Genomic DNA, 25,501 nt, shown 5'->3' on the forward strand with positions numbered 1-25,501 from the left:
TCATGCCCGCAAGCCCTCCCGTTCTCGTCGATATCAAGTTCAATCACGAAGGCGTCGCCCGCGTGCTGAAGACGGCCTTTGCCGACCGCGGCAGCATCAATCTCGCCGATCCGGCCAATCAGGCACGCGATCTCCGCGCGGTCGAATACGCGCTTCTGTGGAAACCGGATGCCGACCTTTTCGCGCGGGCGCCGAACCTGAAAGTGATCTTCTCAGGCGGCGCCGGCGTCGACCACATCATCGGCATGGCCGGCCTGCCCGAGATCCCAATCGTCCGCTTTGTCGACCGCAGCCTGACGACCCGCATGAGTGAATGGGTGGTCATGCAATGCCTGATGCATCTGCGCGGGCAATACGCCCATGACAGCCACCAGCGGCAACGTGAATGGGCCAAGCTGATCGCGCCGGAGGCGGCTGAGGTGACGGTCGGCGTCATGGGTCTCGGCATTCTCGGGCAGGATGCGGTCGCCAAGCTGAGAGTGATTGGTTTTAACGTCATCGGCTGGTCGCGCAGCCGCAAACAGATCGACGGCGTCGAAACCTTCGACGCCAGCGAATTGGACAGCTTTCTCGCAAGCACCGACATCCTCGTCGGCCTGCTGCCGTTGACGCCTGAAACATCAGGCTTCTATGACGCCGGGCTGTTTGCGAAGCTGCGCCGCAACGGTGCGCTCGGGCAACCGGTCTTCATCAATGCCGGCCGCGGTAAGAGCCAGGTCGAGGCCGATATCGTTTCCGCCATCCGTAACGGTATCCTCGGCGGCGCTTCGCTCGATGTCTTCGAGGCGGAGCCGCTTGCATCAGACAACCCATTGTGGGACTTGCAGAACATCTTCCTCACGCCGCACGACGCGGCCGTCTCCGAAGAAAACGCGCTGTTCCGTCATGTCGAGACGCAGATCGCCCGTTTCGAGCGTGGCGAGCCGCTGCAATTTATGGTCGACCGCGCCGCCGGCTATTGAGCTTTCGGAACCTTCCAGACAGTCACCCGTTTCCTTTGCGGAAATTCTTGCGGCCGGCGAGGCCGGTTAAGACAGCGGAAGGAGACGATGATGGCGCATCAGACGGAAACACGCTGGGAAAAGTCCGACGGCAAGCTTCACAAGGAAGAGCTGATCCCGCCCGTGAAGGCAAGGCAGGGACGCACGGGCTATCGCATCCTGACGGTGCTGATCGTCGCGCTGGTGCTTGCTTTCGTGGTGTGGATACCGGTCGAGATTTGGGGTAAGCGCGAGGCGAACGAGGTGGCGCCGCAGCAGCCAGGCCAGCAGCTTCAGTCGCAGCAGCCCGCTCCGGCCCCCGCGCCGGCGCTACAGAACGGCACTGCCGTTCCAACCGAAACGCCGAACACCACGCCGGCCGCTCCGAATGTGGCGCCCGCAGCTCCGGCCCAATAATCGTCGCCAAAACTATATTCACGCCCCGCCGCCATACTGCGGCGGGGCGTTTATTGTTTTGTCTGGACTTTGTCCGTCGATTTTTCGATAAGAAGGCGCACGAGCCGGTTTCGTGCGCCGGCCCGGCACTTGGTAATACCCGGGATTTTGGCGGCACCTGACCGGAGTGGACAGGGGCAGGAATTTCATGGCCAGGACCGATATCGCAAGACGCGTCTACAATCACGCCTGGAAACTCGATCCGATCATCCGCAGCTTGATCGATACCGATTTCTACAAGCTCCTGATGCTGCAGATGATCTGGAAGCTTTATCCTGATGTGAACGCATCCTTCACCCTGATTAACCGCACCAAACGGGTGCGTCTCGCCGATGAGCTCGATGAAGGCGAATTGCGCGAGCAGCTCGATCATGCCCGCACGCTGAGGCTCTCCAAGAAGGAGATGATCTGGCTTGCGGGTAACAGCTTCTACGGCCGCGCCCAGATCTTCGAGCCGGAATTCCTTGCCTGGCTTTCCAACTTCCAGCTGCCCGAATACGAGCTGTCGAAGAAGGACGGGCAATATGTGCTGGATTTCCACGGATCGTGGAAGGAAACCACCATGTGGGAAATCCCGGCGCTCGCCATCGTCAACGAGCTGCGGTCGCGCTCGGCGATGAAGGCGCTCGGTCCCTTCACCCTCGATGTGCTCTATGCCAGGGCCAAGGCGAAGATGTGGTCGAAGGTCGAACGGCTGAAAGAATTGCCGGGCCTGCGCATCTCCGATTTCGGCACCCGTCGCCGTCACAGTTTCCTCTGGCAACGCTGGTGCGTCGAGGCACTGAAGGAAGGCATCGGCCCGGCCTTTGCCGGTACAAGCAATGTATTGCTGGCGATGGATTCCGATCTCGAGGCCGTCGGCACCAATGCCCACGAGCTGCCGATGGTGGCCGCCGCCCTTGCCGAAACCGATGAGCAGTTGCGCAACGCGCCCTACAAGATCCTGCGTGACTGGAACAAGCTCTATGGCGGCAACCTTCTGATCGTCCTGCCGGATGCCTTCGGCACCGCCGCCTTCCTGCGCGATGCGCCGGAATGGGTCGCGGACTGGACCGGTTTCCGCCCGGACAGCGCCCCGCCGATCGAAGGCGGCGAGAAGATTATCGACTGGTGGAAGAAGATGGGCCGCGATCCGCGCCAGAAGCTGCTGATCTTCTCCGACGGCCTCGATGTCGACGCCATCATCGATACCTACCGGCATTTCGAAGGCCGCGTGCGCATGAGCTTCGGCTGGGGCACGAACCTGACGAACGATTTTTCCGGCTGCGCGCCGATCGAGATCTCCGGCCTCAACCCAATCTCCGTCGTCTGCAAGGTCAGCGACGCCAACGGCCGTCCGGCGGTGAAGCTCTCCGACAACCCGCAGAAGGCGACCGGCGACCCGGCCGAGGTCGAACGCTACCTGAAATTCTTCGGCGCCGAGGACAGGATTGATCAGACGGTTCTGGTGTAGGTCTGGGCCAATGTGCCGCTATCCCGGGGCATATTGATGTGCCCCGCCATCGCATCCTCGATCGACCAACCGAAGCGCCAGGCGTCGAACATCGAGTACCATTCCTGAAAATCAGTGATCGGCAGGATATCCGGCTTCGACATCGGATTGTCGGCCAGGCTGCGGCCACGCGCACGATCCCGTGCGCCACGCTCCTGCATCTCAAGCAGATTCTCGAACATCATTACCCCCGTCTTTATCCCGATTTATGCAATCATGCTAATAAAGCATTGTCGAGTCCGGATGCGGCAATTCGGGTTGTTCACAGGATTAGCCCCAATTCGCTAGTTGAGGGGATGATGAGGTCGCAGCCGTTCCGGGGCATTTCATCAGACAAGCAGAGCATGGCGGCGTCCGAGAGCCGTCCATGCCTTTCACCATCACGGTCCACTAGCACCCGTGACGGGGAGGCTCGACTTCCTGGCTGGGGTCCGCCGCCGAGCCTCCCGGCTGGCCGACCTTGAACAGGCCGGCAGCGCCGACAGGTTGCCGCTTTCCGGCAGAGGCGATCCAACCCAGATGATACCGAGGGCTAACAGCCGGTTAATATCCACCGGCCATGTCCCGATTTCGCACAAGCTATCCTTCGGGTTTTTCAGGCTGCCAATCTGCGAAACCGGGTTCTGATCCGGTCGAGATAATAATGGCCGGGAGACGGCGCCACCGTCATCGCGTGCACTTCCGAGGAGGGAACACCTGCAAATAGACGTTCCTCGCCATTCTTGAAACAAATCCTGAGCCGTCCGTCGTCCTGGCTGAAATAGACGGATTTGATGATCTTCGACGTTACCGAAAGTTCTTCCACCTGTTTTTACCTCTGCTTTTTGATTTTGGCAGACGGTAAACCCAAACGTGCAAAGACGCGGTGAAGCCGCATGGTAAAAATTCAGGAATCTTTCGACGCTTTGAACCTCGCCGCGCCGCCGGAGCGACGGGTTCGATGGGCCTCGGTTCGCACGCTTGCGAGCAGGCAGTTCGTTTCCACGTCTTGACACGTCCGGCACAGGCAAAGGCCTGTTTGAGCCATTTGATCGTGAACTCGAAAACAAGATCAAGCCCGATCAGATTTCGCCAATCCGGCAGAGAAGGCCGTCAGCAAGGCCTTTCCTGGGACCCAGTCCTCAAGGCCGCTTTGCCCGTTGATATGGCCGAAAGGACCGATCGCGACAAGGCCGCTGTCCCACAGATCCGCTCGCGCATGCGCATGGTCGAGCGTGCCGAAGGGATCATCGGCGCTTGCGATGATCAGAGTGGGGAAGCGCATCTTTTGCGATGGCGCGTCTGCGAAGCCGGCCGCCTCCGCAGGGAATGACGCTGACTGCGGATCCGGGACCGCCACAAGAAACGCTCCGGCAACGGCAAGCGAAGAAACCTGCTGCCAATGAGCGACCAGCAGACAGGCAAGGCTGTGGGCGACCAGCAGGGGAGGCGTTGCCGATGCGCCGACGGCGCGCTCCAGGGCTGAAATCCAGTCCGCCAGGTCGGGTTTTTCCCAATCGGCTGGTTGAAAACGCCGCATGTCCGGGTTCGACCTTTCCCAGCGTGTTTGCCAATGAGCCTCGCCCGAACCGCCAATCCCCGGCAATATGATGATGTCCTTCATGTCTTTTCCTCTGATCATCCATGCCGGTGAAAATGATGCATTTTCATTTGTTTCGGAATAAATGATCATCGGAAAACCGCGTCCCTCTCCGATGATTTCAAGGTGATCCCATGGCTTTTCAGGAAAACAATCGGGTACTGCTCGATCCAACCGATATTTCGATTATCGAAGCGATGCAGGAAAATGGACGCATTGCGATTTCCGAACTCGGGCGACGGGTCGGGCTCTCTCAGCCGGCAGCATCAGAACGGGTCAAGCGGCTGGAAGACCGCGGCATCATTGTCGGTTACTCCGCCCGTATCGACCCCACCGCTTTGGGAATTGGAATGACGGCAGTGCTTCGCCTACGCACGACGCATGAGCATATCAAACCCTGTCTGAAACAATTCGCGGAGATGCCGCAGGTCATGGAAGTATTGCGCCTCACCGGAGAGGATTGTTTTCTCTTGAAGGTGCTGGTTCCGTCGCCGGGAGAGCTGGAAACGATCGTTGACACGATCGCGCGTTTTGGAGCCGTGACGACATCTCTGGTGTTGCGCGGCGAGAATCCGAAGCCGATTGGACGCGCCCTGCTGCAGCGAGTTTGAGAATATGCGGACGACCGGCTTGTTCTATCGAAGCGTGCCGCCAAAAATGCTTCCGCGTCCCGCTCTCGATACGGTTTGAATCAATATTGAAAAACGAGGGATATGGCGGACAGGGTGGGATTCGAACCCACGGTACGCTTTCACGTACACACGCGTTCCAGGCGTGCGCCTTAAACCACTCGGCCACCTGTCCTTTTTTTGGCGTTCGCGCCCGGATAGGAGCAAATCGTCGGAACGGCGCGATATATACCGATGAATTTTTGTCGATCAACCGAAATCTAACAGTTTTTTGACTTCTTGCGATAAAACTCGCCTCGGCCACTCCATTGTGCTTCACCTCATCGACGACTATGTAATTCTCTAAGGTGGAGAATGGCGCGGCCGGCCGGAATTGTCCGGCATATCGAGCGTCGGAGGAATTGATGCGTTTCCTGTTGCGTCTGGCGAGTCTTGTCGCGCTTGCGGCGGCCGTTATTGCCGGGACCATCGATTCGATCCAATCGGTTGCGGCGTCCTCCGTGGTGACGACGCCGATCTCCGATGCCTGGCAGGATGTCAGCCCGACAACCCTGACGTCACTGCAATCCTCCCTTTCCTATTATATCCACCCGCGGTTCTACACCGTCATCTTCCAGTGGCTGATGCTCCAGCCGGCCTTTGCCGTTTTCCTGGTGATCGCGCTGCTTCTGTGGATGATCGGCTACAAGAAGCCGCCGGTGGCCGGTCGCTTCACCGCATAAAAAACGCAGTTAATCCGGTTGGCTGTCACCCCTCTGCTGCGTCGGCATTTGCCGTCGGATTGGCTAGAAAATCCGCATTCTGATGGAGAGAATGTCCAAAAATCAGCCCCGAAGAGCTGATTTTCGGCAATCGCTGCAAATCTTTACCAGCTGAAAAATTTCTGGTGAATTTTTCCGTGAGCCATGCAAGGATGCACGCAGCCAGGCCTCCGGGGGGAGGTCGGTGGTTCCGCAGACATGCCCGAAAAGGGCTTGCGGGAGGACCCCTAACGAATAGCAACAACAGGGCTGCACAATGAAAAAATCCCTTCTCACTCTCTTTGCCGTGGCTGCCATGTCGACGACGGCGCTTGCTGCCGACGTCAAGCCGGCGCTGGTTTACGGCACCGGCGGGAAGTTCGATAAGTCCTTCAACGAGGCGGCCTATAACGGCGCCGAGAAGTTCAAGGCCGAGACCGGCATTGCCTATCGCGACTTCGAGCCGACGGGCGACACCCAGGGCGAACAGGCCATCCGCAACTTCGCCAGCCGCGGTTTCAATCCGGTGGTTGCCGTTTCCTTCGCCTGGACCTCGGCCATCGAGAAGGTTGCAGCCGAATTCCCCGATACCAAGTTCATCATCGTTGACTCCGTCGTCGACAAGCCGAACGTCCGCTCGGTTGTCTACAAGGAAGAAGAAGGCTCCTACCTCGTCGGCGTTCTCGCCGGCATGGCGTCGAAGTCGGGCAAGGTCGGCTTCGTCGGCGGCATGGATATTCCGCTGATCCGCAAGTTCGAATGTGGCTACGAGCAGGGCGCACGTTCCGTCAAGGCTGATATCGAGGTCTTCCAGAACATGACCGGCACCACGGGCGCTGCCTGGAATGACCCGGTCCGCGGCGGCGAGCTCACCAAGAACCAGATCGACCAGGGCGCCGACGTCGTTTATGCGGCAGCCGGTGCCACCGGTCTCGGCGTTCTGCAGACGGCTGCGGACAACAAGAAGCTGTCGATCGGCGTCGACTCCAACCAGAACTATCTGCATCCGGGCTCGGTCCTGACCTCGATGGTCAAGCGCGTCGACCTCGCCGTCTACAATGCCTACAACGACACCAAGAACGACAAGTTCACCGGTGGTGTCCAGGCGCTCGGCGTCAAGGAAGACGGTGTCGGCGCTGCGATCGACGAGCATAACAAATCGCTGATCACGCCGGAAATGCAGGCTGCTGTCGACAAGGCCAAGGCCGACATCATCGCGGGAACCGTCAAGGTTCACGATTACACCTCGGACAGCGCTTGCCCGAAGTGATCCGCGCCCGAATGTGATCGACGATTGAGATCGGGCGTATGGCGGAGGGGATTTTCGCCATACGCCCTTTTCTTATTTGGAGTCTGCAGTGACAGATAAGCCCGCTATCGAGCTTGTCGGCATCGACAAGAAATTCGGTGCCGTCCACGCCAACAAGGACATCAACCTTACCGTTGCCAAGGGGACGATCCACGGCATCATCGGCGAAAACGGCGCCGGCAAGTCGACCCTGATGTCGATCATCTATGGTTTCTACCATGCCGACAGCGGCGAGATCCGCGTCAACGGCAATCCCGTCACCATCCGTGACAGCCAGGCGGCGATCGCCACCGGCATCGGCATGGTGCACCAGCATTTCATGCTGGTCGACAATTTCACGGTGCTTGAAAACATCATGCTTGGCGCCGAAGGCGGCATGCTGCTGGCCAGGGGCGTCGCCTCGGCCCGCGCCGAGCTCAAGCGGCTGGAAACGGAATATGGCCTGGAGGTCGATCCGGACGCGCTGATCGAGGAGCTGCCGGTCGGCCTGCAGCAGCGTGTCGAGATCCTGAAAGCCATGTATCGCGGCGCCGAGATCCTTATCCTCGACGAGCCGACGGGCGTCCTGACGCCGGCGGAGGCCGATCATCTCTTCCGCATCCTCAAGGTGCTGCGCGATCAGGGCAAGACGATCATCCTCATCACCCACAAGCTGCGCGAGATCATGGCGATCACCGATACGGTTTCGGTCATGCGCCGCGGCGAAATGGTCGCGACCCGCAAGACGTCGGAGACGACGGTGGAGGAACTCGCCGAACTGATGGTCGGCCGCCGCGTGCTGCTGCGCGTGCAGAAGGGCGAGGCGAACCCTGGGGCCGCCGTGCTGTCCGTCCGCAACCTGACGGTCAAGGACAATCGCGGCGTCACCATGGTCGACAACGTCTCCTTCGACGTGCGCGCCGGTGAGATCGTCGGCATCGCCGGTGTCGCCGGCAATGGCCAGTCCGAATTGCTGGAGGCGATTGCCGGCATCCGCAAGCCGACCTCCGGTGAAATCCTGTTCGATGGACAGACGATCGACAAGGCCGATCCCGCCCGCCTGCGGGATCTCGGCCTCGCGCATATTCCCGAGGACCGGCACCATATGGGCCTGGTGCTGAAATTCGAGGAATATGAAAATTCCGTGCTCGGCTATCATCGCCGCCCGGCCTACAGCAAAGGCCCGCTGCTCGATCTCGAAGCGATCCGCAAGGATGCGATGGAGAAGATCGAGAAATATGACATCCGCCCGCCGAACCCGCGGCTGAAGACGGCGAATTTTTCCGGCGGCAATCAGCAGAAGATCGTCGTCGCCCGCGAGATCGAACGCGATCCGAAGATGCTGATCATCGGCCAGCCGACGCGCGGCGTCGATATCGGCGCCATCGAATTCATCCACCGACGGATCATCGAAATGCGCGACGCGGGCAAGGCGATTCTGCTCGTCTCCGTCGAACTTGATGAAATCCGCTCCCTTTCGGACCGTATCCTTGTCATGTTTGCCGGCCATGTCGTCGGCGAGAAGACGCCCGATGCCGGTGAACAGACCCTCGGCCTGATGATGGCCGGCATTGCCGCGTGAGGCCTTTATGAGCACTGCTTCCGTTCCGCTACCAAACTGGATCAACTACGGCCTCATCCCGCTTTTGAACCTCACCGTCGCCTTCCTGATCTCCGGCTTCGTCGTCTGGCTGATTGGCGAGAGCCCGCTCGATGCACTGTCGCTGCTGATCCAGGGCGCGCTCGGCAATGGCGAAGGAATCGGCTTCACGCTGTATTATGCGACGAGCTTCATCTTCACCGGCCTCTCCGTCGCGGTGGCGATCCATGCCGGCCTCTTCAACATCGGTTCCGAAGGCCAGGCCTATGTCGGCGGCCTCGGCTGCGCTCTGGTGGCGCTGGCGCTCGATCGTTACGTGCCATGGTATGTAACGATGCCGATCGCCGTCATCGGCGCCGGCCTGTTCGGCGCGGCCTGGGCCTTCATCCCGGCCTTCCTGCAGGCAAAACGCGGCAGCCACATCGTCATTACGACGATCATGTTCAACTATATCGGTGCGGCACTGATGGTGTACCTTCTGGTGCATGTGCTGATCGTGCCGGGCAAAATGGCGCCGGAAACCCGCACCTTCCTGGAGGGCGGCCAATTGCCGAAGCTCGGCTGGGTCATGCAGCTGTTCGGCGCCAAGCTGGGGGCTGCCCCGTTCAACGTCTCCTTCATCATTGCGCTCGTCGTCGGCTACCTCGTCTGGCTGCTCGTCTGGCGCACCAAGCTCGGTTTCGAGATGCGCACGCTGGGCGTCAGCCCGACGGCGGCGGCCTATGCCGGTATTCCCTATGCCCGCACCGTGATCATCGCCATGCTGCTCTCCGGCGCGCTCGCCGGCATGATGGCGCTCAACCCGGTCATGGGTTCGTCGGCCCGTCTGCAGGTGGAATTCGTCGGTGGTGCCGGCTTCGTCGGCATCGCCGTCTCGCTGATGGGACGCAACCATCCGCTCGGCATCATCATGGCCGCGATCCTCTTCGGTATCCTCTACCAGGGCGGCGACTGGATTTCCTTCGAAATGCCGAACATCACCCGCGAGATGATCCTCGTCATCCAGGGTCTGGTAATCCTCTTTGCCGGCGCACTGGAATACATGTTCCGACCGGCGATGGTGCGTCTCTACCAACAGTTCAAGCGCGGTTAAGGAGCGGGCGATGGATTATTATGACATCTTCATCAGCGTTCTGAGTTCGACCATCCGCTTGTCGATCCCGCTGATCTTCACCGCCCTTGCCGGTCTGTTTTCGGAGCGCGCCGGTATCTTCGATATCGGCCTGGAGGGCAAGATGCTGGGCTCGGCCTTTGCCGCCGCCTGCGTTGCCTATCTCACCGATTCGGCCTGGCTCGGCCTCGGTGCCGGCATCCTCTGCTCGGTGGCGCTGAGCCTGGTGCACGGTTTCGCCTCGATCACCAACCGCGGCAACCAGATTGTCTCAGGCGTCGCCATCAACTTCTTCATCGCCGGTATCACCATCGTGCTCGGTCAGGCCTGGTTCGGCCAGGGCGGACGCACGCCGCAGCTGGCGCCGGAGTCGCGCTTTGCGCCGATCATCCTGCCGGGCGCCGATGCCGCCCGCGACATACCGATCATCGGCCCGCTCTATGCCAATGTCATATCGGGCAACAATGTCCTCACCTACCTCGCCTTTCTCGCCGTGCCGTTTTCCTGGTGGGTGCTTTACCGCACACGCTTCGGCCTGCGGCTGCGCGCCGTCGGCGAAAATCCGGGCGCGGTCGATACGGCCGGCATCTCGGTCGCCTGGCTGCGTTACCGTGCCGTCATGTGCGCCGGCATCCTCTGCGGCTTTGCCGGCACCTATCTGGCCATCGCCCAGTCCGCAGCCTTCATCAAGGACATGTCGGCCGGCAAGGGCTATATCGCGCTCGCAGCTCTCGTCTTCGCCAAGTGGAAGCCGGTACCCGTCATGTTTGCCTGCCTACTCTTCGGCTTCCTCGATGCGCTGGCAAATTTCATGCAGGGCAAGCAGGTGCCGCTGATCGGCGAAGTGCCGGTTCAGGTTTTCCAGGCGCTGCCCTATGTCTTGACCTGCGTCCTGCTTGCCGGCTTCATCGGCGTCGCGACCCCGCCGAAAGCCGGTGGCGTGCCCTATACGAAGGAGCGTTGATATGTCTCACGATCTGTTCGAAGCCGCCCGCGGCGCCATGGCCTTTGCCCATGCGCCCTATTCGAAATTCCCGGTCGGCGCGGCGATCCGCGCCGAAGACGGCAAGGTCTATACCGGCGCCAACATCGAAAATCTCTCCTTCCCGCAAGGATGGTGCGCCGAGCCGACGGCGATCGGCGCGATGATCATGGGCGGCGCGAAGAAGATCGTCGAAATGGCGGTCATTTCCGAGAAACTGCCGCTCTGCCCGCCCTGTGGCGGCTGCCGTCAGAAGATCTCCGAATTCGCCTCCAAGGAGACGAAGATCTACCTTTGCGATGAAGCGGGCGTCAAGAAGACCATGACGATGGAAGAGCTTCTTCCCTTCAGCTTCGAGACTGAACTCGGATGAAGGCGACGGTCAACCTGCTCGCGGCACTGCTCGGCGGGATCAAGCCGCGCCACGGCATCGTGCTCGGCTCCGGTCTCGGCTCTCTCGTCGGTGCGCTCGACGGCGCCGTTCGTGTTCCCTATCGCGACCTGCCGGGCTTTCCCGTTAGCGCCGTCTCCGGACATGCCGGCGAAGTCGTCGCCGGCCGCCTCGGCGGCGTGCCCGTTATCATGCTTTCCGGCCGCGTGCATTATTACGAGAAGGGCGATGCCAACGCTATGCGCCTGCCGATTGAGGTGCTGAAGGCGCTCGGCGTCGAAGCGCTGATTCTGACCAATTCGGCCGGATCGCTGCGCGACGACATGCCGCCCGGTTCGGTGATGCAGATCACCGATCACATCAACTATTCCGGCATGAACCCGCTGATCGGCGAGGAAAGCGATCACCGTTTCGTCGGCATGACCAATGCCTATGATTCAGGGCTTGCCGCAGCGATGCAGAGGGCAGCGGCAAAGCTTAAAATCGAGCTGGCGCAGGGTGTCTATATGTGGTTCTCCGGTCCAAGCTTTGAAACGCCGGCGGAAATCCGCATGGCGCGCATCCTTGGCGCCGATGCCGTTGGCATGTCGACGGTGCCCGAGGTCATCATCGCAAGAATGCTGGGCCTGAGGGTTGCAGCCGCCTCTGTTATCACCAACTATGGGGCAGGCATGACCGGCAATGAGCTCAGCCATGAAGAAACCAAGGACATGGCGCCCATCGGCGGCGCCCGTCTCGCCGCCATATTGAAAGACATGATTGCGGCTGGAACAGGATGATTTTAGGCCGGGTCGGCCTAAAATCTGAATCCTGTTCTACATTATATCGTGAGAGCATGATGTCGTCCGAAACCGCTCACACTTTTCGGCATCATGCTCGAGAGGAAGCGAAGATGAATAGCCATTCCAACCGGGAGACGGCGGCTGTCGCCCTTTCTCTTCTCGATCTTACCAATTTGAGGGATGATTGCACCGAGGCGCAGATCGACGCGCTCTGCGCCCGTGCGCAGACGCCCTACGGCAGCAGCGCTGCGATCTGCATCTGGCCGCGGTTCGTCGCTCAGGCCCGCAATATCCTTGGCACCGGGCACGCCGTGCGTATCGCGACCGTCGTCAACCTCCCTTCCGGCGATATGGAAGTCGCCGATGTCGCCGCTGAAGCCCGCGAGGCGATTGCCGATGGCGCCGATGAGATCGATCTAGTCATCCCCTACCGCAAGCTGCTGGCCGGCAACGAGAAGGCGGTGACCGATATGGTCAAGGCCGTGCGCGCCGAATGCGCTGGCCCCGTTCTTCTGAAGGTCATCATCGAGACTGGCGAGCTGAAGGATGCGGCATTGATCCGCCGTGCCTCCGAACTCGCCATCGAAGCCGGCGCCGATTTCATCAAGACCTCCACCGGCAAAGTCGCCGTCAACGCGACGCTCGAAGCCGCCGACATCATGATCCGCGCTATCCGCGAAAGCGGCCGCAAGGTCGGCTTCAAGCCGGCAGGCGGTATCGGCTCGGTGGCCGATGCCGCACTCTATCTGAGCCTTGCCGAAACCATCATGACACCGGACTGGGCGATGCCGTCGACGTTCCGCTTCGGCGCTTCCGACCTGCTCGACGATATCCTGGCGGTTCTAAGTGGAACACAGTCGGCACCGGCTGCAGCGTCGAGCTACTGAAATGATTCCGCAGGAGATCATTCGGCGTAAGCGCGATGGCGACGAACTCGCCGCCGCCGATATCAGCTCCTTCATCGCGGCACTCGCTGCCGGTCGATTGTCGGAAGGCCAGATCGGCGCATTCGCCATGGCCGTCTGGTTCAAGGGCATGTCGCGGGCCGAAATCGTGGCCTTGACGCTGGCGATGGCCGATTCCGGTGACAGGCTGCAATGGGCCGATATCGACCGCCCGATCGCCGACAAGCATTCGACCGGCGGCGTCGGCGACAATGTTTCGCTGATGCTGGCGCCGATCGCCGCTGCCTGCGGCCTCGCCGTTCCGATGATCTCCGGGCGCGGCCTCGGCCATACCGGCGGCACGCTGGATAAGCTCGAATCCATTCCCGGCTATCTGATCACCCCGGATGCTGACCTGTTCCACAAGGTCGTGAAGGAGGCGGGATGCGCCATCATCGGCCAGACCGGCACCTTGGCGCCCGCCGACGGCAGGCTCTATGCCGTGCGCGACGTAACCGCCACGGTCGATTCCATTCCCCTCATCACCGCCTCGATCCTCTCGAAGAAACTTGCGGCGGGGCTCGAGACGCTGGTGCTCGACGTCAAGGTCGGCAATGGCGCCTTCATGGCCGATCGCGGCCAGGCGGAGATCCTCGCGCAGTCGCTGGTCGAGGTGGCCAATGGTGCAGGCGTGAAGACCTCGGCCCTGATCACCGACATGAACCAGCCGCTCGCCGACAGTGCCGGCAACGCGGTCGAGATGCGCAACTGCCTGGACTTCCTGGCAGGCAGGAAAAGAGACACGCGGCTTGATATCGTCGTCTTTGCCTTCGCCGCCGAGATGCTGGTGAAATCCGGTATCGCCGCTTCGCCTGATGAAGCTGAAGGAATGGCGCGGCGGGCCTTGTCGTCGGGAAAGGCGGCGGAAGTCTTCGCGCGTATGGTATCGATGCTCGGCGGCCCGGCCGATCTCATCGAAAATCCCGACCGATATCTAGTCAGGGCGCCTGTGGAAAAGCCTGTCCCGGCCGCCCGGTCCGGCTGGCTTGCCGCCTGCGATGCGCGCGGTATCGGCGTCAGTGTCATCGATCTCGGCGGCGGAAGACGCCATCCGGCGGCCCGGATCGATCATCGCGTCGGCTTTTCCGAACTCCTGCCGCTGGGCACCCGCGTCAATGCCGGCGAACCGATCGCGCTGGTTCACGCCGCCGACGACGCAGCGGCGGAGAGGGCGGCTGCGGCACTTGCCATGCATTACCGCATCACCGAGGACAAGCCGGAGCTGACACCGGTGATTGCGGGCCTGATCTGACGCGGTTTACTGCTTGAGGCTGAGCGAACCGTCGGCGACGGAATAGGAGGCGAGCTTCTGCAGGAAACTCATGCCGACCAGCGCCGTCGTCAGCGCATTGTCCCTCAGGACGAAGGCTTCGACATCGCGCACGCGAATGCCGCCGATTTCGACCCGGTCGAGTGTCACATGCGCGGCCTTCGTCTGGCCGTTCGCAGTGTTCACCCCGTAACGGAAATCGAGTTGGTTGGCGGTGAAGCCCAGCCGGCGGGCCAGCGTCTCGTTGAGCGCCACATAGGTGGCGCCGGTATCGATCAGGCCCTGCACCGGCTTGCCGTTGATCTTGAAGCTGCCGGTATAGTGGCCCTGCGCATCGGCCTGCAGCCGGATCGCATTGCTGCCAGAGACGGGCGCGGGTACTGCGGCCTCATCGCTTTCGGTCGATACGTAATTGGCGGAGAGAGCGTCAGCAGGCTGCTGGCTGGTGCTTCCGAAGAAGGAAGGCACCTGTGTGGCGAGCACCGCGGCGATGCTGGCGAATAGGACGGTACGCACGAGCATGAAACAGAAATCCTTCCTGTATAAACCCGGCATCATGCAGGGCCTCATGCTTCAGGCTTCCTAAACCTCAAGTGCTGATAAGTTGCTAATATCGACGACAAAAGGCCCGGCTTGAACCACCGGGCCGCAAAGTCTTTCGATTTGGTAAAAGAAGGTTGAAATTACTTGGTGCCGTACATGCGGTCGCCGGCATCGCCGAGACCGGGCACGATATAGCCCTTCTCGTTGAGATGGCTATCGATCGACGCGGTGAAGACCGGAACATCGGGATGCGCGGCGCGAAAGTTGCGGATGCCTTCCGGGGCGGCAAGCAGGCAGAGGAAGCGGATATTGTGGGCGCCGCGTTCCTTGAGTTTGTCGATTGCCGCGATCGAGGAATTGCCGGTCGCAAGCATCGGGTCAACGACGATGATCAGCCGTTCGGCCACGTCCTCCGGCGCCTTGAAGTAATATTCGACCGGCTGCAGCGTCTCGTGGTCGCGGTAGACGCCGATATGCGAGACGCGCGCGGACGGCACGAGATCGAGCATGCCTTCGAGCAGTCCGTTGCCGGCGCGCAGGATCGAGGCGAAGACCAGCTTCTTGCCCTCGAGGATCGGCGATTCCATCGTCTGCAGCGGCGTCTCGATCGTTTCCATCGTCAGTTCGAGATCGCGGGTCACCTCGTAACAGAGCAGCGTCGAGATTTCGCGCAGCAAGCGCCGGAAACTTCCCGTCGATGTCTCCTTGCGCCGCATGATGGTGAGCTTGTGCTGCACAAGCGGATGATCGATGACCGTGACGCCGTCCATGGGGAAGCCTTTCATTCTTTCTATCGAATGTTTCTTTCACGGAAATCGGCCCGACCGCAAGAGTGGCGGCCAATCTTCCCCAGCCTCTCGCCCTCAAATTCGGGCGAGCAGGGCCTTGCGTGTCTCATCGTCGACGAAGGCGGCTTCGATCGCCGTGCGCGTCATGGCATCGATCTCGGCGTCGCTGAAGCCGAAGGTCCCGGCGGCAAGTTCGTATTCCCGCTTGAGCGAAGTCTGAAAGAAAGGCGGATCGTCCGAGCTGATCGTCACCCTGACGCCCGCGTCCTTCAGCCGGCGCAGCGGATGGGAGGCGAAATCGGGAAAGACCCCGAGCGCGATATTGGAGCCCGTGCAGATCTCGAGCACGGTGCCGAGATCGGCAAGCCGCGTCACCAGATCGACATCCTCGATGGCGCGCACCCCGTGGCCGATGCGCGATGGGCGCACAGCATCGAGCGCATCCGCGACGCTGAAGGCGCCGCAGACCTCGCCGGCATGGATGGTGAGCCCGAGGCCGGCGTCGCGGGCGATATCGAAGGCGCGGGCATAGTCGGCGACGCGGCCCATGCGCTCCTCGCCGGCAAGGTTGAAGCCGGTAATCAAAGGATTGCCAGCCTTTGCCGCATATTCGGCAGCACCAATCACGCTCTCAGGACCGAAATGCCGCTCGCCGGTGACGATCAGCCGGGCCTCGATGCCGTTCTTTTCCTTGGCCCGCCGGATGCCTTCGCAGATACCGGATATATAGGCATCGGCGCCGAGCCCGATGCGCTTGCCGTGGTCGGGCGAAACGATGAGCTCGCTGTAGATCGTATCGATGCCGGCGAGTTCGTCGAGATAGGTTTCGGTCAGAAGCGCATAGTCCTCCTCGGTCTTGTAGACCTCGGAAACCTTGTCGTAACATTCGAGGAAGCTTGCGAAATCATGCCAGACATAGGCGCCGTCGCGAAGCTGTGCACTGATGTCGACGCCGTATTTCCGCGCCTGCGCCGCGGTCAGAGCTGGCGGTGCCGCACCCTCCAGATGGCAGTGCAGCTCGACCTTCTTCAAATGCGATGTCACAGAAAACTCCTTCCGTGCGGTCCAGCCGGGATGCCGAGATGCCGGGCGATGCTCTCGCCGATATCGGCATAGCTGCGGCGCACGCCGATCGAACGCGACCGGATGCCGGGGCCATAGGCGATGACAGGCACACGCTCGCGCGTATGGTCCGTGCCGCGCCAGGTCGGATCGCAGCCATGATCGGCGGTGAGCACGACGAGATCGCCGGGCTTCAGTTTCTTGTGGACTTCAGGCAAGCGCGCATCGAAGGCTTCGAGTGCCGCGGCATAACCCGGCACGTCGCGGCGATGACCGTAGATCATGTCGAAATCGACGAAATTGGTGAAAACGAGATCGCCGTCCTCAGCCTCGTCGATCGCCGCGAGCGACGCATCCATTAGTGCCTCGTTGCCGTTCGCCTTGACGACCCTGGAAATGCCCTGATGCGCGAATATATCGCCGATCTTTCCCACAGCATGCACATGCCGGCCATGCTCGATCAGCCGGTCGAGCAGCGTCGGCTCCGGCGGCAGCACGGAGAAGTCGCGCCGGTTTCCGGTGCGCTGGAAAGTAGGGGCGGACTGGCCAATAAAGGGCCGGGCGATGACACGGCCGATATTGTAGGGATCGAGCAGCCCCCGGGCCAAACGGCAGAAGGCGAGCAGACGATCGAGGCCGAAATGTACCTCGTGCGCCGCAACCTGAAAGACGGAATCCGAGGAGGTGTAGCAGATCGGCTTGCCGGTGCGGATATGGTCTTCGCCGAGCCGGGCGATGATCTCCGTTCCCGAAGCATGGCAGTTGCCGAGGATGCCGGGCACGTCAGCCTCCCCGCATAGCGCCTCGATGAATTCGGCAGGAAAGGCGTCGCCCTCTATCGGGAAATAACCCCAATCGAAACTGACCGGTGTTCCCGCGATTTCCCAATGACCCGACGGCGTATCCTTGCCGCGGGAGATTTCGGTGGCGGCGCCATAAATGCCGTAGACCTTTTCCGGGACGGGCATGCCGGGCGGAAACCGGCCGGAGGCGGATCGCGCGATCTGCATCAGCCCGAGTTCCGACATGTTGGGCAGGGAAAGCGGCCCTTCGCGCAACCCGGCGCGGTCTCCGGCTCCGGCTGCGCAGAACTCGGCGATATGGCCAAGTGTATCGGCGCCCTCGTCGCCATAGGCCGCCGCATCCGGCGCTCCGCCAATGCCGAAGGAATCCAGAACGAAAAGAAAGGCACGCGCCATTTAACACCCGAGAAAGCCGATCGCGGCCTCTGCAATATCGGAGGCGGCTGAGATCCAGCCATATAATGCTGCGGCCGGCTTGGCAAATTACAGCGCCGCGCGTCTTTTCCAGACGCGCAAAGGACGCTGCAACACTTTGAATTTCCGCATAACTCCCCAATCGATTAGGATTAAGGGAGTTATGCAGAAGAGCGGGAAGCGCCGTCAGCAGTCGCCGCAGGGGATCGAGTCGCCTTGCCGCTGGCGGTAGAAATAACTGCGGCTGATGGTGATCGTGCGCATGCCGTCCGGCATGAAGTTCGGCGCAAACAGGAACATCGTATAGGGGATGCTGAGCTCAGTCCGGACCAGGAAACTGTTCGCCGTCTTCATATCGGACGGCACGTCGGCCACTGTCGCGTTCTTGGCATAGGGCACCGTCCCGTCTTGAGCCCAGGACCAGAGCACTTTCGCATTGGCGCCAGCGTCGATGCTAATCCCGGTGATCTTCATCGTCAGCGACGTCGTGTTGTAGGGCAGGAAGATTGCGTTTGCGACCGATGGCATTTGCGCAAGCGCACTCTTGGTGACGGATTGCTGCTGGGTGACGAGGTCGGCCACCGTTCCTGCGGCGCGTGTCACCCGCTTGCTGACGCTAAGGCCGACCGTAATCTCGAAAGCGCCGATATAGAGCATGACGAGCACGGGAAAGAGGATCGCGAATTCGATCGCTCCGGCGCCCTTGCGGTCGCGGGCCAGCCGCCGCAGCGTCAGGACCAATCTGGTGAACGGGTTGCGCAACGCCATTATGGATACTGCTCGTTCTGGAAGGCCGCAGTCGCGACGATCAGATATTGCCTCGGCATCGAAGCGTCGGTGGGACGTATGGTGGTGATGTAAGGCCGGACCAGGTCCGCGGTGATTTCCCAGCGATAGTAAGCGCGCAGCATGTTGATCGTGCCGGCGCCGCCCGGCGCATATTTGAAGGCCGCCGTGTTGATGTCGGCATATTTGTCGGTGGAAACCTTGGGGATCGTCGTCGGAATGGCCGAAAAGGTGCTGAACGTCTGCACATCCAGGTAAAGCTTGCTCGGCGTGGCAACTTCGGTCGCCGAGCAGCGGATCAGGATCGAGATCTCATCGCAGAAAGCCTGGCGGAATTGCGCCTGGTTCATGTCGGTCGTGCGGCCAAGATTATAGGTGATCTGCCCGGTTCGCATCCGGCGGCTCATCGTATCGACGGCATTGGAGACGAGTTCCTCGGCGGCGAAGGCGACGAAAGTTTCCAGGATTGCGAAAATCACCAAGAAATAGGGAATGGCGAGCAGCGCGAATTCGATCGCCGCAGCACCCTCGCGTGAGCGGGCGAGAGCGCGAAACCGTAAGAAACGGAACGGCGCAAAAGCGCGCCCCTTATCCGTCTTCTGATCAATTACCGTCATTGCCTGGACCCGAGCGACATTTTCCAGTCGTCAGACTAAGGTCCGTTCGTTGATTTTCCGTTTCAACCTGACACGACGATTTTAACGAATGGTCGAGGAATTTGAAAAGAGAGCGTTAGGGTGAGCCGGCGGTCGCTTGCTGCGCATGCTGCTCGCAATTCGGCGTACAGGACAGCACGGAGCGCTGCGTCTGCCGGTAGACACGCACCGTATTGCCCTCGTCGATCGACACCAGGATGCGTTCGTCGAGGATCGCATTGCCGTCGGCATCGAGGAGGACCAGATTGGTGGTGCCGAAGCTGCGTCCTGTGAGCACGATGGTCTTGGCGTCGGCGACCGTCGCATCGGCGACTGCGGCATTGCCGACAATCACCTTGCTGACAGGGCGATCGAGCTTCAATACGCGCGCGTGATCCATATAGACGCGCAGCATGTCATCGTCTGCGGCCGCGGACACTCCCGAAATACCGAAAACGGCGATCATACCGGCAAAGAAAATGGTTTTGCCGCTCGATGACATTGGGTCCTCTTTCACAATCACAGCGCAATATCCGTATAGAATGGAAAAAAATGGTGAACGAAGCCTTAAGCTCACCACTCTGTTCTGGGATGAAGCGTAATGATCCGATTTGGTACGGCTTTAGGACGGCGCACGCCCCGGTTGGAAGCAGAATATGTGCTATTTCCGGATGAATGTAGCGGTTATTCCAGGAATATCGTTAAATATTGAGCGAAGCGCGTAAGAAAATACTGACTCTACAAAGGCCTGCTGTCTCGTTCACATGTCGTTAACTCTTTTCCTTAAGCCGATGGAAACGGCCCTTCGCTAGGTTGCAGTCATCCGATCAACGGCAAACAGTTGGCGGACGTGCTGAACATCAACTGGAGTTAGGAGTTACCATGACCAAGCTTTTTAGCCGTTTTCTGAAGGACGAATCCGGCGCGACCGCAATCGAATACGGCCTGATCGCCGCTCTCATTTCCGTAGCGCTCATCACCGGTGCAACGAGCCTCGGCACCAACATCGGCAACACGTTCACCGCCTTGAGCACCAAGATGAGCAACGCGGCCACTACGGCGGCCAAGTAACCTAAGCGTTCTCAGCGGCGTCGAATAATGCCGGCCAAATTCGCTTTGGCCGAATTATAGAGTGGGCTCACAGGCTGAACGGCCGTGAGCCTTTTCGCATAAAGTCACGATCGGGTATACGCATGATCGCAGCTGCAGTCTTCGTAATACTGCCACTCTGCCTTGCCATGGCGGCTTTCTCGGATCTGTTCACCATGACGATCCCGAACCGCATTTCCGTGATCCTGATCGCCTCTTTCCTCGTCCTCGCGCCGTTTTCCGGCTTGGGTTTGGAAATGATCGGCATGCATCTTACTGGCGCCGCCATTGTCTTCAGCGCCTGCTTTGCTCTCTTTGCATTCAATGTGATGGGCGGCGGCGACGCCAAGCTGTTGAGCGCCACGGCGCTCTGGTTCGGTCTGAATGAATCCCTGCTTTTCCTGATGATCGACGTCGCCATGATCGGTGGCCTCATCACCCTGCTGATCCTGCTCGTGAGAACGCAGTCCAATGCCATCCTCGCCATCGGTCTGCCGATACCGAACTCGGTCCTGCTCGCCAAGAAGATCCCCTACGGCATCGCGATCGCGATCGGCGGCTTCATGGCCTTCCCTTCCTCGCCGCTGTTCCTCGCCGCGCTTGAAGGCTTGAAATAGCGGCATTTTAAATGCCCGTTAACTTAAAATGTAAGCATTCCATTAACCATAATTATACCAATTGCTGAGCATTCTACAGGGCGAACATATCGTGCCCTGAGGAATGATCGATGAAACCGGCTCGCCTTATAATCCTAGCTGTCGCCGTGGTGGCAGCCGGCCTCGCCGGCCTCCTGGCAATGCAAATGGCGGGCAGTGGCGGTGTCGTTACCCAGGTCCGCTCGGTCGTCGAGAAGGAACCGACCGTCAACGTCCTCGTCTCGAGCGGCAATCTGTCGGTCGGCGCAAGGCTGGATGACCAGGCGGTGCATTGGATGGCCTGGCCGCAGGGCGGCGTCGTTCCCGGCCTCATCACCGAAACCGACAAGCCGGATGCGATCAAGGATCTGCAGGGCGCCGTCGTGCGTCTGCCGATCTTCGAAGGCGAACCGATCCGGCCGGAAAAGATCGCCGATTCCAGCAGCCGCATCCTCTCCTCGCTGTTGCCGGCCGGCAAGCGCGCCGTCGCGACCGAGATATCGGTGGCAACGGGCGCAGGCGGTTTCATCCTGCCGAATGATCGCGTCGACGTCATCATGGTCCGCAAGGGCGCGGAGGCCGACAAGCTCATCACCGAAACCGTGCTGAGCAATGTCCGCGTCCTCGCCATCGACCAGCAGATCCAGGAAAAGGACGACGGCTCGAAATCGGTGGTCGGCACGACCGCGACGCTCGAGCTTACGCCCGATCAAACGAAGGTTCTTGCCGTCGCCCAGCAGATGGCGGACCGGCTGTCGCTCGCGCTGCGTTCGGTCGCCGATGCGCAGGAGCAGGATACCAGCGCCGCCGACTATCTGCTGAGCGGCGACAACGGCAGTGCGATCATCCAGGTCATCAAATCGGGCGCCATCGTCACGGATGCGGGCGCCGCGCCGAAGGCGGAGTAAGGACGTGCAAATGGGCAATTCAACGCGGCGCGCCGGACCTCTCCTGACAGGTTGCCTTTCGCTGGCAATCGGCGCCTCTGGTATGGTGCCGGCCTCTTTCGCCCCACTCTTCGGTGCAGGCGAAGCGCGCGCCGATTCCGATAGCCTGGTCCGGATCTCGCAGACCGGCTCCAATGCCCATCGCCGGCTGAAGCTCGGGCTCAACAAGGCCGTCGTTGTCGATCTGCCGGAGGATGCGCATGATATCCTCGTCTCCGATCCGACCATGGCTGATGCCGTGACCCGCACCTCGCGGCGCATCTACCTGTTCGGCAAGAAGGTCGGCCAGACGAATATCTTCGTCTTCGGCGCCGGTGGACAGGAGATCGTCAATCTCGACATCGAGATCGAGCGCGACGTCTCCGGCCTCGAAGTCAATCTCCGCCGCTTCATTCCCGACTCCAACATCAACGTCGAAATCGTCTCCGACAACATCGTGCTGACCGGCACCGTGCGCACGCCGCAGGATGCCACACAGGCCGCCGATCTGGCACAGGTCTTCCTGAAGGGCGGCGAGGCGACGACCAGAACCGAAACGGCATCCGGCACCGGCGGCGACAGCTCTGTGGCGCTTTTTGCCGAAGGTCGCCAGAGTTCCCAGGTCGTCAACCTGCTGCAGATCGAGGGCGAGGACCAGGTCACCCTCAAGGTGACGATCGCCGAGGTCCGCCGCGAGGTGCTGAAGCAGCTCGGCTTCGACAATCTGGTTTCCAATTCTTCCGGCATGACGGTCGCTCAGCTCGGCAGTCCCAGCGCCGACAGCGCCGCGTCGACGGTCGGTGGCGGTCTGGCGGCGCTCTTCAAGAGCTCGATCGGCAAATACGACATTTCGACCTACCTCAACGCGCTGGAACAGGCCAAGGTCGTCAAGACGCTCGCAGAACCGACGCTGACGGCGATATCGGGCCAGGCCGCGACCTTCAATTCCGGTGGCCAGCAGCTTTATTCGACGACCGACAGCGACGGCAATGTCACCGTCGTACCGTTTAACTACGGTATCAGCCTCGCCTTCAAACCGGTCGTGCTGTCATCGGGCCGCATCAGCCTGCAGATCAAGACCAACGTCTCCGAACCGGTGGCCGGCAGCGGCAACGCCACCTATCAGCGCCGCTCGGCGGAAACCTCGGTGGAGCTGCCTTCGGGCGGCTCGATCGCGCTCGCCGGCCTTATCCGCGACAATGTTTCCCAGACGATGGGCGGCACGCCCGGTGTCTCGAAGATCCCGCTACTCGGGACGCTCTTCCGCCAGAAGGGTTTCGAGCGTCAGGAAACCGAGCTCGTCATCATCGCCACGCCCTATCTGGTGCGCCCGGTGGCGCGCAACCAGCTCAACCGGCCGGACGACAATTTCAGCCCTGAGAACGACGGTGCGACCTTCTTCCTCAACCGTGTCAACAAGGTCTATGGCCGCCGCGAGGCGCCCGTTGCAGACGCGCAGTTCCACGGCTCGATCGGGTTCATCTACAAATGAGCGGGGCACGATCGGCAGCAATGGCAGAAAACAGAGATCAGGCGATGGCCCATATGATTGCGACGACACCCCGCTTCGGAATCTCGAAGGCGTTTTTTGCGATGGCCGCCATGTCGATGGCAATCCTTTCCGGATGCGCCGGCCCGCATGACCAGCTGACGACCGGCGGCATTCCGGACGATTACCGCGCCCGCCACCCGATCATCGTCACGGAGGCGGAGCAGACGGTGGATATACCCGTCGCCTCCACCGATCGCCGCCTGACCATCGCCCAGCGCGACCTCATCCGCGGCTTTGCCACAAACTACATCTCGCGCGCCTCGGGGCCGGTTTATGTGCTGTCTCCGCAAGGCTCGCCGAATTCGGCGGCAGCCTATCAGCTGCGCAATCAGGTCCGTGCCGAGCTGACATCGAGGGGGATCGCAAGCTCGAAAATCGTCAACACCTCCTATGCCGCCGCCGGTCCCGGCGATGCGGCGCCGATCCGGCTGAGCTTTACCGGCACCACCGCGGTCACCACGCAATGCGGTCAGTGGCCGAAGGACATCTCGAACGATTTGACCAACCAGAATTATTATAATTTCGGCTGCGCCTCACAGAACAACCTTGCCGCCCAGATTGCCAATCCGGAGGATCTGGTGGCACCCCGCGGCATGACCCCGATCGACGCACAGCGGCGCAACAATGCCATCCAGGAATACCGCACGACGACATCGACAATCGAAGATGTCGGCAGCGACAGCAGCTTCTGAGGCGGAACGGGACGATGAGCGCGATCGAATACGAAATCAAAAACCCCAGCGAGCTTCGCAACGCCGAGGAGGCGGTGCGCATGGCGGATCTGGAAAACATGCGGCCGTTGCCGCGCATCTCCGTCCACGCCTTCTGCGAGAGCGAGGTCCTGCAGCATGTCATGGAACGCTGCGCCAATGATCGGCGCGTGGCGAAAGTCAGCATGCGCATCACCAGCGGCGGCATCGCCGCTGCCGCCAATATGTTTTCCGGCGCCCCGACGCCGAACCTCATCATCCTCGAGACCAAGGCGAATGCCGCGAACCTGCTCGGCGAACTCGCACCGCTCGCCGCCGTCTGCGATCCGACGACCAAGGTCGTCATTATCGGCTATTACAACGATATCGGGCTTTATCGCGAACTCATCCGCAACGGCATTTCCGAATATATGGTCCAGCCCGTCGCCATGCCCGATATCCTTGCGGCGATGGCCTCGATCTTCGTCGATCCGGAAGCCGAGCCGCTTGGCCGCAGCATCGCCTTCATCGGCTCGAAGGGCGGCACCGGCGCTTCGACCATCGCGCATAATTGCGCCTTCGGCATTTCCAATCTCTTCTCCACCGAGACGATCCTCGCCGATCTCGACCTGCCTTATGGCACGGCGAACATCGATTTCGACCAGGATCCGGCCCAGGGCATCGCTGAAGCGGTCTTCGCACCCGATCGTCTCGACGAGGTCTTCCTCGACCGCCTGTTGACGAAATGCTCCGAGCATCTGTCGCTGCTTGCCGCACCCTCGCTGCTCGACCGTGCCTATGATTTCGACGGCCAGGCCTTCCAGCCGGTGCTCGATGTTCTGCAGCGCAGCGCGCCCGTCACAGTGCTCGATGTCCCGCATGCATGGTCGGAATGGACGCGCTCGGTGCTGTCGAGTGTCGACGAGGTGGTCATCGCAGCGGTTCCCGATCTCGCCAACCTGCGCAACGCCAAGAATATGCTCGACGCGCTGCGCAAGATGCGGCCGAACGACCGGCCGCCGCATCTCATCCTCAATCAGGTCGGCATGCCGAAACGGCCGGAAATTTCGCCGTCGGATTTCTGTGAGCCGCTGGAGATCGATCCGATCGCGATCATTCCCTTCGACATCCATCTTTTCGGCAACGCCGCCAACAGTGGCCGGATGATCTCGGAAGTCGACCCGAAGTCGCCGACGGCGGAAACCTTTTCGCAGATATCGCACATCGTCACCGGCCGTGTCGCGATCAAGAAGGCGAGGAAGGGCGGCCTGCTGGGCCTCCTAAAGCGCAAGTAGACGATGAGCAATTCCAGCAAAAGCGGGAAGCGGCTTTGCG

At 60.9% G+C, this 25,501-nt stretch carries 29 protein-coding genes and 1 tRNA gene; 19 read left to right on the top strand and 11 right to left on the bottom strand.

Annotated elements, in window-relative coordinates:
* Window positions 1–2: 2 nt before the first annotated feature.
* From AC25BC_RS22560 to pncB, 3 genes are all read left to right on the top strand, one after another.
* Window positions 3–962: a 2-hydroxyacid dehydrogenase gene (locus AC25BC_RS22560; protein ID WP_128438448.1), complete on the top strand. Its 960-nt coding sequence runs from the start codon at window positions 3–5 to the stop codon at window positions 960–962.
* 87 nt (window positions 963–1,049) lie between these two features.
* A complete protein-coding gene (locus AC25BC_RS22565) occupies window positions 1,050–1,397 on the top strand; it encodes a hypothetical protein (RefSeq protein ID WP_017995701.1) in 348 nt (115 codons plus the stop codon).
* A 187-nt stretch (window positions 1,398–1,584) separates the two neighbouring features.
* Complete coding sequence (pncB, locus tag AC25BC_RS22570; protein WP_012759708.1) at window positions 1,585–2,889, top strand: nicotinate phosphoribosyltransferase; 1,305 nt, start codon at window positions 1,585–1,587, stop codon at window positions 2,887–2,889.
* Here the strand turns inward: pncB and AC25BC_RS22575 are convergent.
* From AC25BC_RS22575 to AC25BC_RS22585, 3 genes are all read right to left on the bottom strand, one after another.
* Entirely contained in the window at window positions 2,871–3,110 is a 240-nt protein-coding gene (locus AC25BC_RS22575; protein ID WP_012759709.1) for a CrpP-related protein, read from the bottom strand. The genes pncB and AC25BC_RS22575 overlap by 19 nt on opposite strands.
* 413 nt (window positions 3,111–3,523) lie before the next feature.
* On the bottom strand, window positions 3,524–3,733 hold the full coding sequence (locus AC25BC_RS22580) for a KTSC domain-containing protein (protein WP_128438449.1): 210 nt from the start codon (window positions 3,731–3,733) through the stop codon (window positions 3,524–3,526).
* 246 nt (window positions 3,734–3,979) lie between these two features.
* Complete coding sequence (locus AC25BC_RS22585; protein ID WP_128438450.1) at window positions 3,980–4,600, bottom strand: RBBP9/YdeN family alpha/beta hydrolase; 621 nt, start codon at window positions 4,598–4,600, stop codon at window positions 3,980–3,982.
* Window positions 4,601–4,641: 41 nt separating this feature from the next.
* Here AC25BC_RS22585 and AC25BC_RS22590 point away from each other — a divergent pair, with 41 nt between their 5' ends.
* Window positions 4,642–5,118, top strand: coding sequence for an Lrp/AsnC family transcriptional regulator (locus AC25BC_RS22590; RefSeq protein ID WP_128438451.1), 477 nt, complete (start codon window positions 4,642–4,644; stop codon window positions 5,116–5,118).
* A gap of 103 nt (window positions 5,119–5,221) precedes the next feature.
* Here AC25BC_RS22590 and AC25BC_RS22595 read toward each other — a convergent pair.
* Window positions 5,222–5,311: transfer RNA gene (locus AC25BC_RS22595), tRNA-Ser, on the bottom strand.
* Window positions 5,312–5,540: 229 nt separating this feature from the next.
* On the opposite strand from AC25BC_RS22595, the gene AC25BC_RS22600 reads away from it, so the two are divergent.
* From AC25BC_RS22600 to deoA, 9 genes are all read left to right on the top strand, one after another.
* Window positions 5,541–5,858, top strand: coding sequence for a hypothetical protein (locus AC25BC_RS22600; RefSeq protein ID WP_128438452.1), 318 nt, complete (start codon window positions 5,541–5,543; stop codon window positions 5,856–5,858).
* 295 nt (window positions 5,859–6,153) lie between these two features.
* A complete protein-coding gene (locus AC25BC_RS22605) occupies window positions 6,154–7,146 on the top strand; it encodes a BMP family lipoprotein (protein WP_012759713.1) in 993 nt (330 codons plus the stop codon).
* 88 nt (window positions 7,147–7,234) lie between these two features.
* Window positions 7,235–8,746 (top strand): ABC transporter ATP-binding protein, encoded by a 1,512-nt coding sequence (locus tag AC25BC_RS22610; RefSeq protein ID WP_128438453.1) that lies wholly within the window; start codon window positions 7,235–7,237, stop codon window positions 8,744–8,746.
* 7 nt (window positions 8,747–8,753) lie between these two features.
* A complete protein-coding gene (locus AC25BC_RS22615; RefSeq protein ID WP_128438454.1) occupies window positions 8,754–9,857 on the top strand; it encodes an ABC transporter permease in 1,104 nt (367 codons plus the stop codon).
* A gap of 10 nt (window positions 9,858–9,867) precedes the next feature.
* On the top strand, window positions 9,868–10,839 hold the full coding sequence (locus tag AC25BC_RS22620) for an ABC transporter permease (protein ID WP_113546582.1): 972 nt from the start codon (window positions 9,868–9,870) through the stop codon (window positions 10,837–10,839).
* Window position 10,840: 1 nt separating this feature from the next.
* Window positions 10,841–11,230: a cytidine deaminase gene (locus AC25BC_RS22625; protein WP_128438455.1), complete on the top strand. Its 390-nt coding sequence runs from the start codon at window positions 10,841–10,843 to the stop codon at window positions 11,228–11,230.
* Complete coding sequence (locus tag AC25BC_RS22630) at window positions 11,227–12,027, top strand: purine-nucleoside phosphorylase (RefSeq protein ID WP_113546581.1); 801 nt, start codon at window positions 11,227–11,229, stop codon at window positions 12,025–12,027. Before AC25BC_RS22625 ends, AC25BC_RS22630 begins: the two co-directional genes overlap by 4 nt.
* A 113-nt stretch (window positions 12,028–12,140) precedes the next feature.
* Window positions 12,141–12,917 (top strand): deoxyribose-phosphate aldolase, encoded by a 777-nt coding sequence (gene deoC / locus AC25BC_RS22635; RefSeq protein ID WP_113546580.1) that lies wholly within the window; start codon window positions 12,141–12,143, stop codon window positions 12,915–12,917.
* 1 nt (window position 12,918) lies between these two features.
* Entirely contained in the window at window positions 12,919–14,226 is a 1,308-nt protein-coding gene (gene deoA / locus AC25BC_RS22640) for a thymidine phosphorylase (protein ID WP_128438456.1), read from the top strand.
* A 6-nt stretch (window positions 14,227–14,232) separates the two neighbouring features.
* On the opposite strand, the gene AC25BC_RS22645 is transcribed toward deoA, so the two are convergent.
* From AC25BC_RS22645 to AC25BC_RS22675, 7 genes are all read right to left on the bottom strand, one after another.
* Entirely contained in the window at window positions 14,233–14,802 is a 570-nt protein-coding gene (locus tag AC25BC_RS22645; protein WP_113546578.1) for a TIGR02281 family clan AA aspartic protease, read from the bottom strand.
* Window positions 14,803–14,927: 125 nt separating this feature from the next.
* Window positions 14,928–15,557, bottom strand: a complete 630-nt coding sequence (gene upp, locus AC25BC_RS22650) for a uracil phosphoribosyltransferase (protein ID WP_012759721.1) — start codon at window positions 15,555–15,557, stop codon at window positions 14,928–14,930.
* Window positions 15,558–15,650: 93 nt separating this feature from the next.
* A complete protein-coding gene (locus tag AC25BC_RS22655) occupies window positions 15,651–16,619 on the bottom strand; it encodes an adenosine deaminase (RefSeq protein ID WP_128438457.1) in 969 nt (322 codons plus the stop codon).
* Window positions 16,616–17,836, bottom strand: coding sequence for a phosphopentomutase (locus AC25BC_RS22660; RefSeq protein ID WP_128438458.1), 1,221 nt, complete (start codon window positions 17,834–17,836; stop codon window positions 16,616–16,618). The genes AC25BC_RS22655 and AC25BC_RS22660 overlap by 4 nt, the downstream gene beginning before the upstream one ends.
* A gap of 204 nt (window positions 17,837–18,040) precedes the next feature.
* Window positions 18,041–18,622 carry a TadE/TadG family type IV pilus assembly protein gene (locus AC25BC_RS22665; RefSeq protein ID WP_113546575.1) on the bottom strand — a complete coding sequence of 194 codons (582 nt, stop codon included), beginning with the start codon at window positions 18,620–18,622 and terminating at the stop codon, window positions 18,041–18,043.
* Window positions 18,622–19,257 (bottom strand): TadE/TadG family type IV pilus assembly protein, encoded by a 636-nt coding sequence (locus tag AC25BC_RS22670; protein WP_113546574.1) that lies wholly within the window; start codon window positions 19,255–19,257, stop codon window positions 18,622–18,624. Before AC25BC_RS22670 ends, AC25BC_RS22665 begins: the two co-directional genes overlap by 1 nt.
* A gap of 115 nt (window positions 19,258–19,372) precedes the next feature.
* A complete protein-coding gene (locus AC25BC_RS22675) occupies window positions 19,373–19,777 on the bottom strand; it encodes a pilus assembly protein N-terminal domain-containing protein (protein ID WP_064653455.1) in 405 nt (134 codons plus the stop codon).
* Between the two features lie 380 nt (window positions 19,778–20,157).
* Here AC25BC_RS22675 and AC25BC_RS22680 point away from each other — a divergent pair, with 380 nt between their 5' ends.
* From AC25BC_RS22680 to AC25BC_RS22705, 6 genes are all read left to right on the top strand, one after another.
* Window positions 20,158–20,346 (top strand): Flp family type IVb pilin, encoded by a 189-nt coding sequence (locus AC25BC_RS22680; protein ID WP_062943054.1) that lies wholly within the window; start codon window positions 20,158–20,160, stop codon window positions 20,344–20,346.
* Window positions 20,347–20,468: 122 nt separating this feature from the next.
* The gene (locus AC25BC_RS22685) at window positions 20,469–20,981 is read left to right on the top strand and encodes an A24 family peptidase (RefSeq protein ID WP_113546573.1); all 513 of its coding nucleotides are present in this window, start codon (window positions 20,469–20,471) and stop codon (window positions 20,979–20,981) included.
* A gap of 110 nt (window positions 20,982–21,091) precedes the next feature.
* The gene (cpaB, locus tag AC25BC_RS22690) at window positions 21,092–21,907 is read left to right on the top strand and encodes a Flp pilus assembly protein CpaB (RefSeq protein WP_113546572.1); all 816 of its coding nucleotides are present in this window, start codon (window positions 21,092–21,094) and stop codon (window positions 21,905–21,907) included.
* Between the two features lie 10 nt (window positions 21,908–21,917).
* A complete protein-coding gene (locus AC25BC_RS22695; protein ID WP_012759729.1) occupies window positions 21,918–23,417 on the top strand; it encodes a type II and III secretion system protein family protein in 1,500 nt (499 codons plus the stop codon).
* The gene (locus tag AC25BC_RS22700; RefSeq protein WP_080518567.1) at window positions 23,414–24,169 is read left to right on the top strand and encodes a CpaD family pilus assembly protein; all 756 of its coding nucleotides are present in this window, start codon (window positions 23,414–23,416) and stop codon (window positions 24,167–24,169) included. The genes AC25BC_RS22695 and AC25BC_RS22700 overlap by 4 nt, the downstream gene beginning before the upstream one ends.
* A gap of 14 nt (window positions 24,170–24,183) precedes the next feature.
* Window positions 24,184–25,461 carry a CpaE/TadZ family protein gene (locus AC25BC_RS22705; RefSeq protein ID WP_012759731.1) on the top strand — a complete coding sequence of 426 codons (1,278 nt, stop codon included), beginning with the start codon at window positions 24,184–24,186 and terminating at the stop codon, window positions 25,459–25,461.
* Window positions 25,462–25,501: the final 40 nt, after the last annotated feature.

This window comes from Rhizobium sp. WSM409, assembly GCF_057653825.1.

What these genes read in the sequence shown, in the direction of transcription:
- AC25BC_RS22560 (WP_128438448.1), top strand. Translation starts at nt 3, where the DNA reads ATGCCCGCAAGCCCTCCCGTTCTCGTCGATATCAAGTTCAATCACGAA.
- AC25BC_RS22565 (WP_017995701.1), top strand. Translation starts at nt 1,050, where the DNA reads ATGATGGCGCATCAGACGGAAACACGCTGGGAAAAGTCCGACGGCAAG.
- pncB (WP_012759708.1), top strand. Translation starts at nt 1,585, where the DNA reads ATGGCCAGGACCGATATCGCAAGACGCGTCTACAATCACGCCTGGAAA.
- AC25BC_RS22575 (WP_012759709.1), bottom strand. Translation starts at nt 3,110, where the DNA reads ATGTTCGAGAATCTGCTTGAGATGCAGGAGCGTGGCGCACGGGATCGT.
- AC25BC_RS22585 (WP_128438450.1), bottom strand. Translation starts at nt 4,600, where the DNA reads ATGATCATTTATTCCGAAACAAATGAAAATGCATCATTTTCACCGGCA.
- AC25BC_RS22590 (WP_128438451.1), top strand. Translation starts at nt 4,642, where the DNA reads ATGGCTTTTCAGGAAAACAATCGGGTACTGCTCGATCCAACCGATATT.
- AC25BC_RS22600 (WP_128438452.1), top strand. Translation starts at nt 5,541, where the DNA reads ATGCGTTTCCTGTTGCGTCTGGCGAGTCTTGTCGCGCTTGCGGCGGCC.
- AC25BC_RS22605 (WP_012759713.1), top strand. Translation starts at nt 6,154, where the DNA reads ATGAAAAAATCCCTTCTCACTCTCTTTGCCGTGGCTGCCATGTCGACG.
- AC25BC_RS22615 (WP_128438454.1), top strand. Translation starts at nt 8,754, where the DNA reads ATGAGCACTGCTTCCGTTCCGCTACCAAACTGGATCAACTACGGCCTC.
- AC25BC_RS22620 (WP_113546582.1), top strand. Translation starts at nt 9,868, where the DNA reads ATGGATTATTATGACATCTTCATCAGCGTTCTGAGTTCGACCATCCGC.
- AC25BC_RS22625 (WP_128438455.1), top strand. Translation starts at nt 10,841, where the DNA reads ATGTCTCACGATCTGTTCGAAGCCGCCCGCGGCGCCATGGCCTTTGCC.
- AC25BC_RS22630 (WP_113546581.1), top strand. Translation starts at nt 11,227, where the DNA reads ATGAAGGCGACGGTCAACCTGCTCGCGGCACTGCTCGGCGGGATCAAG.
- deoC (WP_113546580.1), top strand. Translation starts at nt 12,141, where the DNA reads ATGAATAGCCATTCCAACCGGGAGACGGCGGCTGTCGCCCTTTCTCTT.
- deoA (WP_128438456.1), top strand. Translation starts at nt 12,919, where the DNA reads ATGATTCCGCAGGAGATCATTCGGCGTAAGCGCGATGGCGACGAACTC.
- AC25BC_RS22645 (WP_113546578.1), bottom strand. Translation starts at nt 14,802, where the DNA reads ATGATGCCGGGTTTATACAGGAAGGATTTCTGTTTCATGCTCGTGCGT.
- upp (WP_012759721.1), bottom strand. Translation starts at nt 15,557, where the DNA reads ATGGACGGCGTCACGGTCATCGATCATCCGCTTGTGCAGCACAAGCTC.
- AC25BC_RS22660 (WP_128438458.1), bottom strand. Translation starts at nt 17,836, where the DNA reads ATGGCGCGTGCCTTTCTTTTCGTTCTGGATTCCTTCGGCATTGGCGGA.
- AC25BC_RS22665 (WP_113546575.1), bottom strand. Translation starts at nt 18,622, where the DNA reads ATGGCGTTGCGCAACCCGTTCACCAGATTGGTCCTGACGCTGCGGCGG.
- AC25BC_RS22670 (WP_113546574.1), bottom strand. Translation starts at nt 19,257, where the DNA reads ATGACGGTAATTGATCAGAAGACGGATAAGGGGCGCGCTTTTGCGCCG.
- AC25BC_RS22675 (WP_064653455.1), bottom strand. Translation starts at nt 19,777, where the DNA reads ATGTCATCGAGCGGCAAAACCATTTTCTTTGCCGGTATGATCGCCGTT.
- AC25BC_RS22680 (WP_062943054.1), top strand. Translation starts at nt 20,158, where the DNA reads ATGACCAAGCTTTTTAGCCGTTTTCTGAAGGACGAATCCGGCGCGACC.
- AC25BC_RS22685 (WP_113546573.1), top strand. Translation starts at nt 20,469, where the DNA reads ATGATCGCAGCTGCAGTCTTCGTAATACTGCCACTCTGCCTTGCCATG.
- cpaB (WP_113546572.1), top strand. Translation starts at nt 21,092, where the DNA reads ATGAAACCGGCTCGCCTTATAATCCTAGCTGTCGCCGTGGTGGCAGCC.
- AC25BC_RS22695 (WP_012759729.1), top strand. Translation starts at nt 21,918, where the DNA reads ATGGGCAATTCAACGCGGCGCGCCGGACCTCTCCTGACAGGTTGCCTT.
- AC25BC_RS22700 (WP_080518567.1), top strand. Translation starts at nt 23,414, where the DNA reads ATGAGCGGGGCACGATCGGCAGCAATGGCAGAAAACAGAGATCAGGCG.
- AC25BC_RS22705 (WP_012759731.1), top strand. Translation starts at nt 24,184, where the DNA reads ATGAGCGCGATCGAATACGAAATCAAAAACCCCAGCGAGCTTCGCAAC.